We start from the raw sequence: 20,044 nt of genomic DNA, 5'->3' as shown, positions 1-20,044 counted from the left end.
GGATTATTTTTTAAATGAATACAAATTAGAAGAATGAGATTACGATTGGTTCTTGCTTTACTGTTTGGCTCTGTTGCTGCTTCGGCACAGGACACATTAGCTGTTGCTGACAGTACAACCATTCAATCAGTAAAAAAGAACAGCAGGGCAATCAAACCTGTTACTTATATCATTCCTGCTGCCATGATCACTTATGGTTTTATTGCATTAGAAAGCAAACCGCTGATACAACTCGATCAAAATATCAAACAAACAATATGGGATAAGAATCCGCACAAAACAACAGGGATTGATGACTATACAGGATTTGTTCCCATTGTTGCCGTTTATGCATTGAACATGGCGGGTGTAAAAGGCAAACATAATTTTGTTGACAGAACATTATTACTGGGATTGAGTTATGCACTTGCTGGTGCGATTGTTACTCCTGTTAAACATCTAACCCATAAATTTCGGCCAGATGGCTCAAACAGACTGTCGTTCCCTTCAGGTCATACCAGCCAGGCATTTGTATCAGCAGAATTTTTACGGATGGAATATAAAGATGTTTCTCCCTGGTATGGAGTTGCCGGTTATACTGTAGCAGCAGCAACCGGTTGTTTACGGATGTACAATAACAAACACTGGATGAGTGATGTAATTGCCGGTGCAGGTGTGGGGATTCTTTCTGTACAGTTTGTTTATTGGGTGTATCCGAAGCTGAAACAGAATTTTACCCGGAACAAAAACGGAACAGCTATGATTGTTCCCTACTACCGGGATAAAGAAGGCGGGTTGCTTTGTATCGTGCATTTAAGATAAAAGAATTCAACTCATTTCCATTTCCTGTTCAGTATATCCGCTGCTTGGTTCTGGCAAAAAAAGCCGATCTTGAATATCGTTTGCCATCATACTGAAACAATATGATTTTAAAAAGCACCATCCAGTTATTGCGGTTTCATTTCTCCTTTTTTTTAATGCCCGTATATTTCTTTGCACTAACGCAATTGGTAAACATCAACTGGACAAGAGCCATCCTCATCTTTGTTATTCTGCATGTACTGGTTTATCCTTCCAGTAACGGGTACAACAGTTATATGGACAGAGATGATACTCCTATTGGAGGATTAAAAAAACCTTTACAGCCAACCAAACAATTATTTTATGTAACGGTTTTCATGGATCTACTGGTAATTGGTTTAAGTTTCTTCATCAGTCCCTGGTTTGCATTGGGAACATTAATTTATATCACTGCTTCAAGGATGTACAGTTACCGTGGTATCAGGTTAAAGAAATATCCTTTGGCCGGTTATCTTACTGTAATCACATTCCAGGGTGCTTTGGTTTTCTGGATGGTATATCATGGCAGTCATGAAATGCTAAAAACATCCATGCCTCTTGCAGCAATGATTGCCGCCAGTTTATTGATTGGTGGTTTTTATCCGCTCACACAAATTTATCAGCATAAACAGGATCTGGACGATGGAGTAAAAACGATCAGCTATAAATTAGGTTATAAAAAAACATTCCTGTTTTGTGCATTCATATATTCTGTTGCTATGCTGTTAGTTGGTTATGTATTTTTTTCATCGCTTATGATCAGAGAGTTTTTTGTTTTGCTCATCTTTTTCCTGCCCATTCTCGTATATTTCTTTTGGTGGGCAGCAAAGGTTTGGAAAACAGAAGCTGCGGCTGATTTTTTGAATACCATGCGTATGAATATTCTGGCAAGCATCTGCACCAATGCTGCATTTATCACCGTATTAATAATGAATCAGTTTGAGTAAGATCATTTCTATTGGCACAGCCGTTCCGGCATTTAAACATGCACAGAAAGATATTCTGCAGTTTATGCAGCAGGTATATGCACTGGATGCAGTTGAAAGCAGGAAACTGAAATTCCTGTATCATCAGAGTGGTATTGAAACCCGTTATTCTGCCATTCCCGATTACAGTCAGCAGATAAATGAATGGAAGTTTTATCCGCACAGTGAAAACATGGAACCGTTTCCTAACATTGAACACCGGATGAACTGGTATAACAGGCATGCACCGCAGTTATCAGTTGATGCTATCCGTAACTGCATTGAACATAAAATTCACAGTCATGAAATCACGCATCTCATTACCGTCAGTTGTACCGGCATGAGTGCACCCGGACTTGATTTAATGGTAACGGACATGCTGGATCTGCCAAAAACAATCTTCCGTACTTCCATCAATTTCATGGGTTGTTATGCAGCCATTCATGCAATGAAGCTGGCAGATGCCATTTGCAAAACAGAACTGAATGCAAAAGTGATGATTGTTTGTACTGAGCTATGTACACTGCATTTTCAAAAAGATCCCAGTCCTGATAGTATCACTTCTACCCTGTTGTTTGCTGATGGAAGTGCTGCCGCATTAATTGTTCACGACGAAGATGAGCATGAGGGACTGCATTTAAAAAGTTTTTACAGTGAAATTGTTGCCAAAGGAAAACGAGATATGGCATGGGAACTTTCTTCTACCGGTTTTTTAATGACGCTGAGCGGATATATTCCCGATTTGATTGAAGAAGATTTTGAACCATTGGTGGGCCGTGCTTTACAGCATGCTGGATTAGATAAAAAACAAGTCAGCAACTGGTGCATTCATCCCGGCGGCAAACGCATTGTTGATTCGATTCATAAAAGCTTACATCTTACAAATGGCGAACTGGATTCAAGTTATAAAGTACTGAAAGAATATGGCAACATGTCTTCGGCCACTATTTTATTTGTGCTGAAAGAAATCATGGAATCAACAGATCGCAAAAAAGATCAAATGATTTTTGGAGCAGCATTCGGACCGGGATTAACCATGGAAACTTTTACAGCCTCAGCACATGCCTGATTTCTCCCAACGATCATACCAGAAAGAATTACTCGACAGGGATGACATTCCGTTTGAAGACATCAAACAGAATATGAAGGAACTGGATTTTATTAATACCTATCTCGGGGGCCATCAAATCACAATCACTGGGCTTCAACTCTTTCTCAGGAAAACAACTGCACAACAAATTACGATCTGCGAAATTGGATGCGGTGGTGGTGATAATTTAAGTGCAATCCGGAAATGGTGTTCAAGGAAAAATATTGCAGTAAAGCTGATTGGTATTGACATCAATCCAAATTGTATTGCTTACGCCAAATCGAGAAAAGAAAATACTGGGATTAAATTCATAACATCTGATTACAGATCAGTACACTTTACAGAGAAACCGGATATCTTATTTTCCTCTTTATTCTGCCATCATTTTACTGATGAAGAATTGCAGCAGCAATTCGTCTGGATGAAAGAACAGGCAAAACTTGGCTCTTTTGTGAATGATCTGCACCGTCATTTTTTAGCTTACCACTCCATAAAGATATTGAGCCGCATTTTTTCAAAATCCTATCTTGTAAAGAATGATGCACCCTTAAGCGTATTGAGAGGTTTTTCAAAAGAAGAATTACAAAACATTCTGCAAAAAGCTGCTGTACATTCAGTTCAATTAAACTGGAAATGGGCTTTCAGATGGCTGCTGATCTTTCATAATGAGTAATGAAAATCAAACATATCATGTTGCCATTATTGGAGGCGGATTGGCAGGGCTTGCTTTGTCTATTCAATCAGCAAAAGCAGGTTATAAAACCATTCTGTTTGAAAAAGAAAAATATCCATACCATAAAGTTTGCGGTGAATACATCAGTCTTGAAAGCTGGGATTTTTTGAAACGGCTTGGTGTTCCGCTTGAGCAGATGCAATTGCCCATCATTAAACAACTGAATATATCAGCGCCTGATGGAACATTGTTTCAGCAACAACTTCCATTAGGTGGATTCGGCATCAGTCGCTATTCATTAGATCATGCGTTGGCTGAACTTGCAAAGCAGGCAGGTGTTGAAGTGATAGAAGAAACAAAAATAACTGATGTAGTTTTTAATAAAATGCATTTAAAATAACGGTGGATTACCTCCTCCGCTGGGAGTTTGGGAGGTTCTGTTGTTACCGGTTCATTTGGCAAACGAAGTAACCTGGATGTAAAATGGAACCGGGATTTTGTTCAGCAAAAGCCCAATAAGCTCAATAATTATATCGGCGTAAAATATCATATCAAAACAAACTATCCCGCTAACTTAATTTCACTGCACAATTTTGAAAACGGCTATTGCGGTATTTCACAAATTGAACAAGGAAAATATTGTCTCTGTTATTTAACCACTGCCGATAACCTGAAGAAAAGCAACAACAGCATTCAGCAGATGGAAAGAGAAATTCTGTTTCAAAACCCTGCATCTCAAAAAAAATATTTACAGAAGCTGAATTTTTATATGATGTGCCTCTCACTATTTCACAAATCAGTTTTGATAAAAAAGCATTGGTTGAAAATCATCTGCTCATGGTTGGTGATGCAGGCGGAATGATTACTCCGTTATGCGGCAATGGTATGAGCATGGCCCTGCATGGTAGTAAACTTGCATTTGAAAACATCCATGCATTTCTGCAAAACAAAATCAGTCGTTCAGAAATGGAAGACAACTATTTACGGCAATGGAAACAGCAATTTGCCGGACGTATAAAAATTGGCCGCATCATTCAGCGTTTCTTTGGAAAAAGCATCGTTACAAATTTGTTTATAAAGGCATTCAAAACATTTCCTTTTCTTACAAGGCCATTGATAAAACGAACACATGGTAGTTCATTCTGAAAAAATAATTTTCAGTAATTATTGAAACTTCGAAACAATGAGTTAACTTAGGGGCATGAAATTATCTGAAGCCAAACAGCAGTTCATCAGCACATGGGGCGCTATGGGTACACATTGGGGAATCAACCGCACAATGGCGCAGGTACATGCATTGCTCATGATCAGTCCTGACCCTTTAACACAGGACGATGTAATGGCGCAGCTCAATATCAGTCGGGGTAATGTAAACATGAATGTGAGGGATTTAATTGATTGGGGCCTGGTAGATCGTGTTATCATTTCGGGGGAAAGAAAAGAATACTTCACTGCAGAAAAAGATATCTGGAAAGTAGCAACACAGATCATCAAGGAAAGAAAGAAAAGAGAGCTTGACCCGATGATGAAACTGATGGATCAGTTAAGTAAAGTGGATGGCGATAAAAAAGATAAAGATGTAAAAACATTTATTGATACAATTAATGGGATCAAAAAATTTGGTGCACATGCAGACAGTATGCTGGATGTTTTGGTGAAGAGTGATGAGAGCTGGTTTTTGAGTACTGCACTGAAACTGTTTAAATAATTTGAACTGGATTACAAATAAGCCGACATCAATCGGCTTTCTTAAAAACATATACTTTCATTATTTTCTGAAATATTTATTATTATAAATATGAAAACATTTAAGCTGATAGAATTTTATGTAAATGTTCTGCTGATAGCAGCCTTCGCCATCAGTTATTTCATAAGCCGTGAAGGTGGCATGCTGTTTATCGCCTATTATACTGTTGGTGCTGTACAGTTGTTCAGCATGATCCTGCATGCAGTGAAAAGATGGTATACCGGCAAAAAAAGTTTTCGTTTGTATTATCACTGGCTGGTGTTTTTGCTGGCTCTGATTCCTTCCGGTATTGGTTTGTATATTTTATTATATGCCTCCCCTTTTCTTGCAGTCTTCTATACCTATATCTGCTGGCGAGAACTACAATATGTAAAACTGAAAGAGTTTGTGCATTTGAAATGATTCATTATACCCTCAAATTCGAATCAATACAGGTTGCTTCCATGATCAAATTTCGTTCATTTTTGATGGTATCATTTACTCTTAACTTTGCTGTATGAAAAAGAAAACCCTTGTTCTTGGTGCATCAGATAATCCGCAGCGGTACAGCTATCTTGCAATTAACAGTTTGCGTAAAAAAGGTCATGATGTAGTCGGTATTGGCCGTCACAAGGGGATTGTTTCTGATGTTGATATTCAAACAGAAAAAATCCCTCTTGAAGAAGTGGATACTGTTACACTTTATCTCAATCCTGTTCATCAAAAAGATTACTACGATTATATCCTTTCATTAAAACCTAAACGCATCATTTTTAATCCGGGTGCTGAAAATGAAGAGCTGAGTCAATTAGCTGTTGAGAACAATGTTCAAAAAATTATTCAGCCGGTTTGAAATTTGAGATTTCCAGCTCATATGAACTAGCAGGTGCCCCGTCATTATTTGAGCAAATTCAGCTGAAGACCCGGGGGGGCCGGGAACTTCAAACCATCAAACCTCAAATATCAAATCGTTTTTTTCGCTTATCCCCAGCTGTTAATAAACACTTAACTGTACATTCTTGCCAGTACCGGAAATATATTCGTAAATTAGGAAAACCTCAATTTATGAACTGGAGACGATTCAATGGCGAACAAATCAGGCTTCCGATCAAAGATGAAGTTCGCTCTGCCATTATCAGGGAAACAGAAAAAGGGTTTCGCTTAAAAGTTTGCATTGGTACCGACAGCCAGGTAAAAGGAAGCGAAACAGAATTTGCAACAGTAATTGTTTTCTTACGTGAAGGCCGTGGCGGCTTTATGTTTATTCACAATGAAAAAACAAAACAGCGTTATTCTATTAAGGAACGTATGCTGGTGGAAGTTGCCCGGAGCATTGAAATTGCGTATGAACTGTGCGATCTGTTTACAGAGTATGATGTTGACATGGAAGTACATGCCGACATTAACACCAATCCGCATTTCAAAAGCAACGAAGCCCTGCGTGAAGCAATGGGTTATATCCTGGGAATGGGCTTTGCATTCAAAGCCAAACCTGAAGCTTTTGCCAGCAGCAGCTGTGCCAACAAAATTGTAAACTGATTCCAGTTTGCGGTTCTGCTTTAAACCGTGCGATCCACGGTTAGTAAATTTGTCTCCCTATAATTTTACTGAATACAAAGTAATACTGCCGCCGCAACTCCTGCTGTTTCTGTCCGTAATCTTGTTTCACCAAGTGTAACAGGAATGAACTGATGCTGTAATGCCAGTTCAATTTCATTTGGAGTGAAATCACCTTCGGGACCAATAAGAATACTACGATTTGAAGATGATTTGATTTGTCCTTCGACTCCGCTCAGGATCTTTGATAATGATTGACGGTCTTCATCAATACAATGTGCAATGAATTTAGCTGTATCCTCTGATGCCGCTGTCTGCCGGATATAATCATCAAGTTTTGTTGGCTCGTGAAGCAACGGCAACCATGTCTGCTGGCTTTGCAGCATTGCGCTTACTAATATTCCATTCATACGATCATAACGGAAATGCTGGCGTTCTGTACGTTCACAGAGCAAAGGAATAATTTCGTTTACACCTAACTCGGTCGCCTTTTCTAAAAACCATTCAAAGCGGCTGGCATTTTTTACCAGGGAAATGGCAATGGAAACTTTCTTTGCAGTTTGCGGCTTATAGCTTGCTGCTTTCACTCTTACTGCGCAGTTCCGTTTATGAGCGTTGGTAATTTCAGCCGTCAGTAAATTTCCTTTCCCATTTGTAAGATTTAATTCTTCACCTTCTTGCATACGCAGCACCTGCACCACATGCTTTGATGTTTCTTCATTCAATGTTACAAAAGTTGATGAAGCATCTAAATCGCCGGTATAAAAAAATGGATAGGCCATAAAAACAAATGGAGAACAAATCTAAGATTCGTTCTCCATGAACTATTTGATTATTATTTTTTAAAAAGGAGTTTCTTCATCAAAATTCATATCATTCATCTTGCTTCCTTTCTGCACAAATACTTTCGGGCCATCATCCTGCGGAATCGGTTTCCAGTTTCCACCGCCGGGCAATGCACCAGCACCCATATCAGATGAATCATCTTCCACAAATTTTTGAATATGCAGCAATGCACGAAGTTTGATTGTTTCCAGCTGACCGTTTCTGTGCTTGGCAATACGTACATGGGTTTCACCACGGTTGCTTTCACCAAATTCATTCGAAGTGATATCATAATATTCCGGACGGTACAGGAACATAACCATATCCGCATCCTGTTCAATGGCACCCGATTCACGGAGATCACTCAACTGCGGCATCTTGTTTCCATCTTTTCTTTTTTCCACTTCACGACTTAACTGAGACAGAGCAATGATTGGAATACCCAACTCTTTTGCAAGTCCTTTCAGGTTTCTTGAAATATTACTGATCTCCTGTTCACGGTTGGTATTTTTATTTCCTCCTGCTCCACTCATCAACTGCAGGTAATCGATCAGGATCAACCCCACATTGTGTTTGTTTACAAGGCGACGGGCTTTGGCACGTAATTCAAAAAATGTTCAATGCCGCACTGTCATCAATATAGATCGGTGCTTTTGCCAGGCGTTCAATTCCTTTTTTATACAATTGCTGTACTTCATGATCTTCCAGTTTACCACGGGAAATTTTTTCCAGCATAATTTCACTTTCAGCCGAAAGAATACGTTGTACCAATTGTCCTGCACTCATCTCTAATGAAAAGAAGGCAACTCCCGTTGGTTTTGTTGGATGCAATGCTGCATTACGGGCAAGGTTCAACGCAAATGCCGTTTTACCAACTGAAGGACGTGCCGCAAGAATCACAAGATCCGTTGGCTGCCAACCGTAAGTTACTTTATCCATTGTAGGGAAACCGGTAGGAACACCCGTTACATCTTCATCTTTATTCCGCATGTCTTCAATACGCTGAATCGTTTTGATCAGCACATTATCAAACGAATCAAAATTTTTGCGGAGATAGTTATTGGTAATTTCAAACAGCTTGCTTTCGGCATCATCGAGCAAATCAAATACATCGGTGCTTTCTTCGTAAGCATCGCCAATGGTTTCACCGCTGATGCGGATCAATTCACGCTGCAGAAATTTTTGCAGAATGATCCTGGCATGTGCTTCAATGTTGGCAGTAGAAACAACTGTATTGGTTAAACGGGTAACAAAGTATGCACCACCTACCATTTCCAGTTCTTCTTTTAACTTCAGTTCTTCCACCACTGTCAGCAAATCAATTGGTGAACTTTTGGTGGTTAGTCCCTGCATGGCACGGAAAATGCGCTGATGAGCATCTACATAAAAACATTCAGGTCGTAAAATTTCACTAACGGTATCGAATGCACTTTTTTCAAGCATTACTGCACCAAGTACTGCTTCTTCCAGTTCTTTCGCCTGTGGCGGCACTTTGCCATACACCATTGTTGAAAGATCCAGTGAAGGTTTTCTTTTCGCTTTCCGTTCTTTATTGAGGTTAGTAAGATCCATTGTTGTAAGTAATGCAGGTTTTTGATTTCGGGCCCTTTCCGAAACAACCATACTGCCTAAATCATCTGTTATGTAATTGTTACCGAAACAAGGGTGACGAATGTAATCGAGAATTCAATACAAGCAAAAACAAATCCAATCATTAATTTCTTCAACTGCAATTAACAGTAATTTCAGGGTTATCCACTTTTTTTTCCGCTTCATTCACATAAACCAAGCCTGTTATCCTCAATTTAATTTATTTTTTCGCCCAAACCCAAAGTATTTGCACACCCGTTGTGCAGAAAGATTTTACTACTTTTTTTTTGCCGGATGCTTCAGATTACAATATGAAGTTTCAGCGGTTTTCAGCCCTATTTCAGTTCACTCAATGCAGTCACAGTAAGGCTTTGCCGCTTCCAGACACTTGCAAAAAAAGGAAAAACTCACCTTTCTGAAGAATCTTCGCCTGTTCAATACAGTTACTGTTTTCACCTGTAGAAAAGCAGTGAAAAGTCCTTTGTGCTTCAAGCATCCAATGAATTATCTTTGCAGCTTTCCGAATTAAAGAGTAAAATCAGAATGACAATAAGTTATAAGTGGCTGCATGAGTATTTGCCGGTGAATGTTGAACCAGAACGTTTAAGCCGCATTCTTACTTCTATTGGTCTTGAAGTGGAAAGTATGGAACCATACGAGGAAATCAAAGGAGGATTAAAAGGATTGGTGATTGGTGAGGTACTCAGCTGCGAAAAACATCCCGATGCTGATAAGTTAACCTTAACCACTGTAAATGTTGGTGCTGCTGAACCTTTGCAGATCGTTTGTGGTGCTCCAAATGTGGAAGTTGGTCAAAAAGTAGTGGTTGCAACAATTGGAACAACTATTTATCCAGTAAGTGGTGAACCATTAACCATGAAAAAAGCAAAGATCCGTGGCGTTGAAAGTCATGGGATGATCTGTGCTGAAGATGAAATCGGACTTGGCAACAGTCATGCGGGTATTATGGTATTAAAGCCTGAACTCCGTCCCGGAATTCCCGCCGCTGAATATTTCAAACCATATACTGACTGGATCATTGAAATTGGATTAACCCCGAACCATATGGATGCGATGAGCCATATGGGTGTTGCAAGAGATGTAATTGCTTATCTCAATTTTCATGATAAGAAACAATACAACCTGAAATCTCCTTTCAGCAACAACTTTAAACCCGATAATAAAACATTACCCATTGCAGTTAAGATTGAAAATAAAGAGGCTTGTCAGCGGTATGCGGGTGTGAGTATTTCGAATATAACCGTGAAGGAAAGTCCTGGCTGGATGAAGCAGCGATTGAAAGCAATCGGGTTAAGACCCATCAATAATATTGTTGACATTACCAATTACATTTTACATGAAACGGGTCAGCCGCTTCATGCATTTGATGCAGATGCTATTACAGGTTCAGAAGTAATTATAAAAAATCTTCCTGAAGGAACAACCTTTCTTACACTGGATGAAAAGGAAAGAAAACTGAATGCCGAAGACCTGATGATCTGCAATAAAGAAGAAGCCATGTGTATTGCAGGTGTATTTGGCGGAACAAAAAGCGGTGTAAAAGAAACAACGAAAAATATTTTCCTGGAGAGTGCCTGGTTCAATCCCATTACAACACGTAAAACTTCCTTCCGTCATAACCTACGTACAGATGCAGCTACAAGATTTGAAAAAGGTGTTGATATCAGCAATACAGTAAACGTATTAAAACGTGCTGCTTTATTGATCAAAGAATTGGGCGGTGGTGAAATTGCAAGTGATTTGGTGGATGTTTATCCAAACCCAAAACAAAAACCACAGATCGCTATCAAGTATCATTACCTGAAAAAAATCAGTGGCAAGAATTATCATCCTGATACAGTAAAGAAGATTTTTGAATCACTGAATTTTGAGATCGTTAAAGATTCCATTGATGAATTGTGGGTATCTCCGCCATTCAGCAAACCGGATATTGAACTCCCGGCTGATCTGGCGGAAGAAATTATGCGGATCGATGGACTGGATAATGTAGAAATCCCAAGCAGCATCACCATTTCTCCATCAACAGAACTCGATTTTACTCCTTTTGCTTATAAAGAAAAGATCAGTAACAGTCTTGCCGGGCAAGGGTTTCATGAAATCTTCACCAACTCCATCGCCAATAGTGCATGGTACAGTGAAGAGGTACTGGCAACTACTGTTAAGATGCTCAACAATCTGAGTGCAGAGCTGAATGTAATGCGTCCTTCTATGCTGGAAACAGGTTTGCAGTGCATTTCATTTAACCTGAATAGGAAAAATAATAATCTGCGGCTGTTTGAGTTTGGCAAAACATATACTACTTCAGAAGTGGGTAAATATTTCGAAACAGATCACCTGGCCATTTATACTTCCGGTAATACAGAAGCATCCTGGAAACAAAAAGCTTCAGCAACTGATATTTATTTCCTGAAAGCAGTTGTGAATGGAATTTTGCAGCAGGCCGGCCTGAATGCTCAAACAGAATTATTCAGTGCAGAAAGAGATTTCAGCAGTGGAATTCAATTTAAAGCGAATAAGCAGATTGTAGCAAAAATTGGTATTGTAGATGCGAATCAATTAAAACAGTTCGACATTAAACAACCTGTTTACTTTGCTGATATCAACTGGAATGTTTTAACCAAACTGGCATCAACAACCAAACTGGAGTATAAAGAGATTGCCCGTTTCCCGGCTGTGGAAAGAGGTTTGGAGATTGTTATTTCAAAAGCAATCAGCTATGCAGAAGTGGAGAAAATAATCTTTAATGCAAAAGTGAGCCGTTTAAAATCTGTTTCACTGTTTGATGTATTTGAAAGTGAAAAAATTGGTGCAGGGAAAAAATCCATGGCACTGAATTTGGTTTTCCAGGATGATGAGAAAACCTTGACCGACAATGAAACCGAAAAAATGGTAAGCACGCTCATCCAGGCACTGGAAAAGCAAATGGAAGCAGAGATCAGAAAATAATTTTTACTAATTAAACACCGGCTTATTGTGGCATTGCTTGACCAACATATTCAAACCCTGCAGCAGAAAATGCAGCTGTTGGTAAAAAAGCATCAGCAACTGGAAAAGGAAAACCTGAAGCTGAAACAGGAATTGGACTCCCTGAAAGAGAACAGTTATGGTCAAAAGCAGGAGTTTGAAGTAATGGAAATGCAGAACGCCATTTTGAAAGCATCGCAACAGCAATTAGATGATAAGGAGAAAAAGGAGCTGGAGAAAAAACTGACTCATTTTATTAAAGAAATCGACCGCTGTATTGCCATGTTAACCCAATAAAGGTCAAACTCTCTTTACCAGTCTTACTTTCATTTCGTCATTACCACTCTGCAGTTCAACGGTATAAACGCCGTACGGAAGATCATTTAAGCCATTCCATGTTAAAGAATTTTGATGGTGGCTGTCTGTTTCCATACTTCGGCAAATAGAACCTTTATCATCTTTCAATACGGCTTTAAATCCGTTAATTTGGGGTGAGAAAAGTTCCAGGGTCAACGAGTCGAGGAAAACCTGGGGTTTGATTGTTGCGAACATTTTTTTGTGGTTTGGTTTCGGTAAATATCAGTTCTCAGGGGTAGTTCAAAAATCAGCAGTCAAACAAAAGAAGATGGATTTAATTTACTTGGGGAGTCTAATATAGAGCATCAAATTCATATTTCATAATTATGGAAACATTAATTCCGGTAAATATCATCATTGGCGACAGGAGTTACCGCATCAAAGTAACCCCTGAAGATGAAGAACATGTGCGCAAAACAGTAAAAATCATCAATGATAAAATCCTGGAATTCAGAAGCAGTTTTGCCGGGAAAGACATGCAGGATTATATCGCTATGGTATTGATCTGGTATGCTACACATGTAACCTCCGAAAACAAAAACGTAACGGTTGAGGGGATGAAATCCAGTCAGCTGAGGCCTTGAAAAAGCTGGAACAGCAAATTGACCAGTTATTGAACCCTGCCCGATAGTTGGTCATCAACCTTGCTCTTTTTGAGTCACGGTCATGAGAATTACTATTACCATTGCTTCAATTTTGTTTTGAGACAAATGTTCTGATTTAATTGTTTCAGGAACTCCAATTTGAGCGGCAAAACTAAAACTGAGACTATTACAGTCAAATTAATGCTTCAAAACCTTTCTTATTCTCCCTCCCTAATGAACATAAGTGGCTTATTTTTAGTAATTTCGCCGACCATATTCCCACTATGAACAGAAACAATACCATAGAGAGGAACGATTTGCTGACAGAATTAAACAAACCAGTTAAAAACAATGGAACCCACAATTTTATACATCATAATCGGAGCTGCTGCACTTATAATCGGTGTGTTAGCGGGACGATTTGCCTTCGCCAAAAACACAAAAAAACAGGTTGAAGAAGCAGACTTACAGGCGCATTCTATTATTAAAGAAGCGGAATTAAGATCAGAAACGATCCGAAAGGAAAAGGAACTGGAAGCCAAAGAGAAATTTGTTCAACTAAAATCAGAATATGAAAGAGAGGTGAATGAACGTAACCGCAAGATTGGCGAAACAGAGAATCGTGCCCGCCAAAAAGAGCAATCTATCAACCAAAAAGAAGGTAATCTTGATAAGCAGCTCAAGGAGAACGAGGCAATCAAAGAAAACCTCAATCGCCAGATAGAGGTGGTAAATTTAAAACGCACAGAACTGGAGAAACACCAGGAAGAACATATCCGCCGCTTGGAAAAAATTGCCGGCCTCAGTGCGGAGGAAGCAAAAAATCAATTGATTGAAAGTTTGAAACAGGAAGCTCATACAAGAGCCCTTGTTTTGCAGCAGGAAATTATTGAGGACGCTAAGCTGAAAGCAAATAAAGAAGCCCGCAAAATTGTTATTCAGTCGATTCAGCGTACAGCAGCTGAGCAAACAATTGAAAATACGGTTACTGTATTTAACCTGGAAAGTGATGAGATTAAAGGTCAGATCATTGGTCGTGAAGGCCGTAACATTCGTGCAATTGAAGCAGCAACAGGTGTTGATCTGATTGTTGATGATACTCCCGAAGCAATCCTGCTTTCTTCATTTGATCCACTTCGCCGTGAAGTTGCCCGATTGAGCTTACAGCGCCTTGTGGCAGATGGCCGTATTCACCCTGCACGTATTGAAGAAGTCGTTGAGAAAACCAAGCGTCAGCTGGAAGAACAGGTTATGGAAATCGGAGAACGTACCGTTATTGAACTGGGTATTCATGGTTTACATAAGGAACTGATCAGGATGGTAGGGCGTATGCGTTTCCGTTCATCTTATGGCCAGAATTTATTAATGCATAGCCGTGAAACAGCCAATCTCTGTTCCATTATGGCTGCAGAACTCGGACTGAATCCAAAACTGGCCAAACGTGCCGGTTTGTTACATGATATTGGAAAGGTGCCCGATGAAGAAACTGAATTGAGCCATGCTTTGCTTGGTGCCAAGCTTGCTGAAAAATATGGCGAAAACCCGGCAGTAGTTAATGCTATCGGCGCCCACCACGATGAAATGGAGATGCAGTATGTAATCTCACCAATTGTTCAGGCTTGTGATGCCATCAGTGGTGCAAGACCGGGAGCCCGTCGGGAGATCATGCAGCAGTATCTGCAGCGTATAAAGGATCTTGAAAGTCTGGCTATGACCTATCCCGGAGTTGAGAAGGCTTATGCCATCCAGGCTGGCCGTGAACTTCGTGTAATTGTTGAGGCCGATAAAGTAACCGATGCTGAATCAGATAAACTGAGCTTTGAAATGGCGCAGAAAATACAAACCGAAATGGTTTATCCCGGCCAGATCAAGGTTACTGTAATCAGGGAAAAAAGAGCTGTAAACGTGGCGAGGTAATCAGGAAGTAGCTTGGAATTAAGGATTCGGAATTGGGAGGTTAACTTTTTTTCCAAATTCCGCAGAACAAATAACAAATTCCTGCAAAAACCCCCTACCTTTGCCGTCCTAAAAATTAAGAGTTATGAACGCCGCTGTTGCATTTATACATGAACAATTAACTGCTAAAAAGGAATATCCTAAATTTAAAGCAGGTGATAATATTACCGTTAACTACAAAATCGTTGAAGGCGGTAAAGAGCGTATCCAGAGCTTCCGTGGCGATGTGATCAAACGTCAGGGTGTTGGCGCAACTGCCACATTTACAGTGCGTAAGATCTCTGATGGCGTAGGTGTTGAGCGTACTTTCCCGTTCAGCTCACCCAATGTTGATTCAGTTGAACTGAACAAAGTGGGTAAAGTAAGCCGTGCAAAACTCTTCTATCTGCGTGAAAGAAGCGGTAAAAGTGCCCGTATTAAAGAGAAGCGTATTAAATAAGCTTATTGACCTTTTTTTAATAAAACCGGAAAGAATCTTTCCGTTTTATACTTTTATCTATTATCTTACGTTTTAAATTCAATACTAAAAGAACCAACTTAATACCGAATCCCATACCTATCGAAACAATCTTTACCCAATTGTTAATTTTTAAATCATTGTTTCGGTATGAAGAAAGTATTGTTGGCACTCGCAGTAGTTACATTTTTATTAATGTCCTGCAACAGGGGAATCAGTCCATACCAGGCTGCTAACGGCAAAGCTGGTAAATGCGGAAAGAACTATATCCGCTAAACTGACTAAAGTTAAAAACATTGTAACCTTCCTCACAGAAGGTTTTTTTATGCAAATCTTTCTGCAAACGTCTTTATAAATAACTGTAACTTTGTTTTCCTACTAAATCGAATATTATGAATTTTCAACCCATACTTCTCGGCGTACTTGGTACACAGGAAATTATCCTGATTGTAATTGCCATCCTGATTCTTTTTGGTGGCCGCAAAATTCCTGAACTGATGAAAGGCCTTGGCAAAGGTATCCGTGAGTTCAATGATGCTAAAAGTAATGTGCGTAAAGAAATTGAAGACAGCACAAACGATACACAGCAACCCAAGTAATTATTTCCTTTCATCATTCCACTACTTCACTAGTTGAAGCTGCATAGCTATTTGTATCCATTTGCAACCATAAAGGATTATCATGAAAGCCTGCTGACGAATAAAACTTCCTGCAAAGAGGCAGTTGATTATTATTTGTCACAGATAAGGTTGCATAAAGGTTTAAATGCGCTTGTTCACAGTTTTGATGAAGAAGCAAAGCAAAGAGCAGCTCAGTTAGATGAGCAGCGTAATGCAGGGAAAACAACCGGCAAACTGCATGGTGTTGTTTTCACCATTAAAGATGTAATTGCATTTAAACAGCATCCTGTTTCTGCTGCATCAAAAATTCTCAAAGGTTTTCATTCCATTTTTAATTCAACAGCTGTTGAACGCTTACTGGCAGAAGATGCCATTATCATCGGCACTAATAATTGTGATGAATTTGCCATGGGCAGCAGTAACGAAAATTCTTCGTACGGTGCAGTCAAAAATTCAATTGATCAGGAACGTGTACCCGGCGGATCATCGGGAGGCTCAGCAGTTGCTGTTCAGGCGAATCTTTGTATGATTAGTTTGGGCAGTGATACCGGTGGTTCTGTTCGTCAGCCGGCAGATTTTTGCGGAGTAGTTGGTATGAAACCAAGTTATGGAAGAATCAGCCGTCATGGTTTGATTGCTTACGGCTCAAGCTTTGATCAGATTGGTGTACTGGCAAACAATGTAGAGGATGTTGCTTTAGTTTTATCTGTTATTGCAGGTGCTGATGATTTTGACAGTACTGTTTCATCATTGCCTGTTGCTGATTATGCTGCAGGATTAGATCAGCCAAAAACAACCAAACCTGTTTTGGGTTATTTCAAACAAACATTAGAACATGAAGGATTGGATGCAGAAATTAAATCGGCTCATGTCAACTTCATCAACAAATTAAAAAAAGATGGGTATGAAGTAAAAGAACTTGATTTTGATCTTATTGATTATATCGTTCCTGCTTATTATATTTTAACTACTGCTGAAGCCAGCAGCAATCTTTCCCGTTTTGATGGAGTTCGTTACGGACCGCAATCAACACCGGTAAAAGAAGAATTAACAGAATTTTACTCCGCCAACCGTTCCGATGGTTTTGGTAAAGAAGTACAACGACGCATCATGCTCGGAACGTTTGTATTAAGTGCCGGTTATTATGATGCTTACTATACAAAAGCACAACAGGTTAGACGTAAGCTCTACAATGAAACAAAACTGGTATTCAATGAGGTAGATGTTTTGCTGATGCCGGTATCTCCTTCAACTGCATTTAAGATCGGTGAAAAAAGCAGTAACCCCATTGAAATGTACCTGGCCGATATTTACACTGTTTATGCCAATCTGGTTGGTATACCTGCCATCTCTATTCCCCTCTTTCAGCATAGCAACGGATTACCGTTCGGCCTTCAACTGATGACAAAGCATTTTGATGAGCTATCTTTGCTGCGCCTTAGCAACGAATGGTTAAAAACCTATAAGGCAGTTTAATTTTATTATGCAGAAAATTCTATTGCTCATACTTCTTAGTGGAAGTTGTCTTTTGTCGTTTGCACAGAAAGACAGTTCAGGCAATGGAACTGTGGCAGATACAGCACAGGGCAACGTTGACAAATACGGATTTCAAACACTCTTCGTTAACAAAGAATTCAATCCCGCAGTATCGTATGATGCACAGATTCATCCACAGGCATGGGGCTTTATCCAGGATTATTTAGAAGGTCACGGAAAAAGTTTGACGAAAATGAAAAGCTGGGGCGTTCCTTACTTTACATTGATTGATAATGTACTCATGCAATATGGGTTACCGCATGAGTTAAAATATCTTGCAGTAATTGAATCGGGCTTAAGTACGGGTGCAACAAGCTGGGTTGGTGCAAGAGGCCCCTGGCAGTTTATGCCTTATACTGCTAAAGAATATGGGTTGATGGTGAATGGTTGGGTTGATGAACGTACTGATTATTTCCGCAGCACACATGCAGCAGCAAGATATCTTACTTATCTCTATAAAGATTTGAATGACTGGTTGCTGGTGATTGCCGCATATAATGGCGGACCCGGCCGTGTATACAGTGCTATTAAAAAAAGCGGCAGCCGTGATTTTTGGAAACTTCAATATTATCTCCCCGCAGAAAGCAGAACCCATGTAAAAAAATTCATTGCCACTCATTATATCATGGAAGGAAAAGGTGGTATCACAACTTCGGTGAATAACGGGCAACAAAATAAACCCGCAGAATTTGCACCGGAGAAAACAGATCCCAATATAGATGTCCAAACTATTGCAGGAAAATTCAGCTCAGTTGTAATGGCAAAAGACCTGATGATTGATTTAATGTATTTCAATCAACTCAACCCCAACTTTGATGCAGTACTGGCCGGCAACAATACATTTGACCTTCGCCTCCCAAAAGAAAAAATGCAGGTCTTTAATAAAAACCGGTATAATATTTTAAGTGAAAGTGTACAGCTGCTCATGCGTTTTTATGGCGAACAGGGTATGAAAGATATTTATCCCAAAGTTTCTGAATTACCGGAGATGAAGAAGAAACCTGTGACGAAGAAGAAGAGTTAACCCAAAACATTCTTTATTGCACTCGCTTTCAATAAACATTCCTCATATTCTTTCTCTGCATCACTGTAAAACGTAACACCACTTCCAACAAGGTAAGAAAGATAATTAGTGTATGCATTGTACAGAATACTCCTGATCACTACATTAAAATCAAAATCACCATTGGGAGCTATATAGCCAACAGCGCCGGAGAAAATTCCACGTCTTGTCTGTTCATATTGATTGATGAGTTGCAGTACTTTTCGTTTGGGTGCCCCCGTCATACTTCCCATTGGGAATGTGGCACGGATGATATCTGTAAATGTCAGTTCATCTTTCATTTCGCCGCTGATGGTTGAAATCATTTGGTGTACCTGCGGAAATGAATACACAGCAAAGAGCTCATCCACTTTCACTGTTCCTTCTTTGCATACCCGGCTGAGATCATTACGTACCAAATCAACCACCATCACATTCTCACTCCGGTCTTTTTCACTTTTGTATAATTGATTTTTCAATACTTCATCTTCAGCTGTATCTGTTCTGTCTCTCTTTAAAGTTCCTTTAATGGGCTGCGACAGTAACTCGGCTCCCTGCTTTCTTAAGAAACGTTCAGGGCTTGCACATAACAGGTAACTGTTATCCACTTTGTAAAAGGCAGCAAATGGATTGGGAGAAATAGTTGTGAGCGACTGATACACCTGCACCGGATCAATGCCTGCATCTTTTGCAAAAAATTCAATGCAGTAATTCAGTTCATAACAATCACCACGTAGAATATGCTGACGGATAGATTGAATGCTGTTGAGATAATCTTCTTTTGATACACGTTCTTTAATCTGCAGATCACTCTTCTGAGCAGTGGATAGAATTAACTGAGCTTTGATTTGCTGAAACACTTCTGCATGATCATTCTTCACTGAACCAATGCTGATTTCGTTTTCGCTGAGCTGAAAAACATATTCGGGAACGAAGAAACACAGATCAGTAAAACCAATCCTGTCAGCATGTGTTGATTGCAGCTGCTCTGTTTCATTTTTCAGGTCATAACCCAAATGACCAAAGCACCAGTCGTTTTGCTGATCAAGAAACAGTTGCAATTCATTCAATGCAGTTCCTGCATTGGCCTTGACAGATGCAACAGCACCACAGCCAACAAGACATTCGTAGCTATGGCCGGGTAACTGGTAATGATGGTTATCCAGAAAAGCACAAATGTTGAACCGGTTACACCAGCTCAACATTTGACTTTTTGTTTCAGAAAGATCTGTTATTGAAAAAGATTGAAAGCTTCTTTTCAC

Annotated in this window: 19 protein-coding genes and 2 pseudogenes; 17 read left to right on the top strand and 4 right to left on the bottom strand. The window is 39.6% G+C overall.

All coding sequences use genetic code 11. The features are described 5' to 3' along the window. Positions 1-33: 33 nt before the first annotated feature. The 9 genes and pseudogenes from IPK31_11375 (at position 34) to IPK31_11335 (ending at position 6,812) form a co-directional block, all read left to right on the top strand. Positions 34-801, top strand: coding sequence for a phosphatase PAP2 family protein (locus IPK31_11375; GenBank protein MBK8088493.1), 768 nt, complete (start codon positions 34-36; stop codon positions 799-801). A gap of 155 nt (positions 802-956) precedes the next feature. Then, positions 957-1,766 (top strand): UbiA prenyltransferase family protein, encoded by an 810-nt coding sequence (locus IPK31_11370; GenBank protein MBK8088492.1) that lies wholly within the window; start codon positions 957-959, stop codon positions 1,764-1,766. Next, a complete protein-coding gene (locus IPK31_11365) occupies positions 1,759-2,853 on the top strand; it encodes a type III polyketide synthase (GenBank protein ID MBK8088491.1) in 1,095 nt (364 codons plus the stop codon). Before IPK31_11370 ends, IPK31_11365 begins: the two co-directional genes overlap by 8 nt. After that, positions 2,846-3,547 carry a methyltransferase domain-containing protein gene (locus tag IPK31_11360; GenBank protein ID MBK8088490.1) on the top strand — a complete coding sequence of 234 codons (702 nt, stop codon included), beginning with the start codon at positions 2,846-2,848 and terminating at the stop codon, positions 3,545-3,547. The genes IPK31_11365 and IPK31_11360 overlap by 8 nt, the downstream gene beginning before the upstream one ends. Then, positions 3,540-4,693, top strand: a pseudogene (locus IPK31_11355) (NAD(P)/FAD-dependent oxidoreductase). The gene IPK31_11360 and the pseudogene IPK31_11355 overlap by 8 nt, the downstream one beginning before the upstream one ends. A 55-nt stretch (positions 4,694-4,748) precedes the next feature. Continuing rightward, on the top strand, positions 4,749-5,255 hold the full coding sequence (locus IPK31_11350) for a MarR family transcriptional regulator (GenBank protein ID MBK8088489.1): 507 nt from the start codon (positions 4,749-4,751) through the stop codon (positions 5,253-5,255). 90 nt (positions 5,256-5,345) lie between these two features. Continuing rightward, positions 5,346-5,696 (top strand): hypothetical protein, encoded by a 351-nt coding sequence (locus IPK31_11345; GenBank protein ID MBK8088488.1) that lies wholly within the window; start codon positions 5,346-5,348, stop codon positions 5,694-5,696. Positions 5,697-5,790: 94 nt separating this feature from the next. Further along, positions 5,791-6,126 (top strand): CoA-binding protein, encoded by a 336-nt coding sequence (locus IPK31_11340; protein ID MBK8088487.1) that lies wholly within the window; start codon positions 5,791-5,793, stop codon positions 6,124-6,126. Between the two features lie 212 nt (positions 6,127-6,338). Beyond that, the gene (locus tag IPK31_11335; GenBank protein ID MBK8088486.1) at positions 6,339-6,812 is read left to right on the top strand and encodes a ribonuclease H-like YkuK family protein; all 474 of its coding nucleotides are present in this window, start codon (positions 6,339-6,341) and stop codon (positions 6,810-6,812) included. A gap of 65 nt (positions 6,813-6,877) precedes the next feature. On the opposite strand, the gene IPK31_11330 is transcribed toward IPK31_11335, so the two are convergent. Together IPK31_11330 and dnaB are read right to left on the bottom strand one after the other, a co-directional pair. Next, positions 6,878-7,612 (bottom strand): 16S rRNA (uracil(1498)-N(3))-methyltransferase, encoded by a 735-nt coding sequence (locus IPK31_11330; protein ID MBK8088485.1) that lies wholly within the window; start codon positions 7,610-7,612, stop codon positions 6,878-6,880. A gap of 60 nt (positions 7,613-7,672) precedes the next feature. Then, positions 7,673-9,227 (bottom strand): annotated as a pseudogene (dnaB, locus tag IPK31_11325) (replicative DNA helicase). Positions 9,228-9,788: 561 nt separating this feature from the next. Here dnaB and IPK31_11320 point away from each other — a divergent pair. Beyond that, a complete protein-coding gene (locus tag IPK31_11320) occupies positions 9,789-12,212 on the top strand; it encodes a phenylalanine--tRNA ligase subunit beta (protein MBK8088484.1) in 2,424 nt (807 codons plus the stop codon). 27 nt (positions 12,213-12,239) lie between these two features. Continuing rightward, a complete protein-coding gene (locus tag IPK31_11315) occupies positions 12,240-12,527 on the top strand; it encodes a hypothetical protein (GenBank protein ID MBK8088483.1) in 288 nt (95 codons plus the stop codon). Positions 12,528-12,530: 3 nt separating this feature from the next. Here the strand turns inward: IPK31_11315 and IPK31_11310 are convergent, their stop codons facing one another. Then, positions 12,531-12,782 carry a hypothetical protein gene (locus IPK31_11310; GenBank protein MBK8088482.1) on the bottom strand — a complete coding sequence of 84 codons (252 nt, stop codon included), beginning with the start codon at positions 12,780-12,782 and terminating at the stop codon, positions 12,531-12,533. A 131-nt stretch (positions 12,783-12,913) separates the two neighbouring features. Here IPK31_11310 and IPK31_11305 point away from each other — a divergent pair, with 131 nt between their 5' ends. The 6 genes from IPK31_11305 (at position 12,914) to IPK31_11280 (ending at position 18,764) form a co-directional block, all read left to right on the top strand. After that, positions 12,914-13,171, top strand: a complete 258-nt coding sequence (locus IPK31_11305) for a cell division protein ZapA (protein MBK8088481.1) — start codon at positions 12,914-12,916, stop codon at positions 13,169-13,171. A gap of 351 nt (positions 13,172-13,522) precedes the next feature. Further along, on the top strand, positions 13,523-15,088 hold the full coding sequence (gene rny / locus IPK31_11300; GenBank protein ID MBK8088480.1) for a ribonuclease Y: 1,566 nt from the start codon (positions 13,523-13,525) through the stop codon (positions 15,086-15,088). Between the two features lie 124 nt (positions 15,089-15,212). Next, positions 15,213-15,566 (top strand): 50S ribosomal protein L19, encoded by a 354-nt coding sequence (gene rplS / locus IPK31_11295; protein ID MBK8088479.1) that lies wholly within the window; start codon positions 15,213-15,215, stop codon positions 15,564-15,566. A gap of 410 nt (positions 15,567-15,976) precedes the next feature. After that, the gene (locus IPK31_11290) at positions 15,977-16,183 is read left to right on the top strand and encodes a twin-arginine translocase TatA/TatE family subunit (GenBank protein MBK8088478.1); all 207 of its coding nucleotides are present in this window, start codon (positions 15,977-15,979) and stop codon (positions 16,181-16,183) included. A gap of 51 nt (positions 16,184-16,234) precedes the next feature. Further along, the gene (gene gatA, locus IPK31_11285) at positions 16,235-17,680 is read left to right on the top strand and encodes an Asp-tRNA(Asn)/Glu-tRNA(Gln) amidotransferase subunit GatA (GenBank protein ID MBK8088477.1); all 1,446 of its coding nucleotides are present in this window, start codon (positions 16,235-16,237) and stop codon (positions 17,678-17,680) included. Between the two features lie 7 nt (positions 17,681-17,687). After that, a complete protein-coding gene (locus tag IPK31_11280) occupies positions 17,688-18,764 on the top strand; it encodes a lytic transglycosylase domain-containing protein (protein MBK8088476.1) in 1,077 nt (358 codons plus the stop codon). Here the strand turns inward: IPK31_11280 and IPK31_11275 are convergent. Further along, positions 18,761-19,987 (bottom strand): anthranilate synthase component I family protein, encoded by a 1,227-nt coding sequence (locus tag IPK31_11275; protein ID MBK8088475.1) that lies wholly within the window; start codon positions 19,985-19,987, stop codon positions 18,761-18,763. The genes IPK31_11280 and IPK31_11275 overlap by 4 nt on opposite strands. Positions 19,988-20,044: the final 57 nt, after the last annotated feature.

Source organism: Chitinophagaceae bacterium, from assembly GCA_016713085.1.
In the GTDB taxonomy this organism is placed as follows: Bacteria; Bacteroidota; Bacteroidia; order Chitinophagales; family Chitinophagaceae; genus Lacibacter.
Note: the sequence above shows the minus strand (reverse complement) of the source record. Positions and strands in the feature narration are given on the sequence as shown.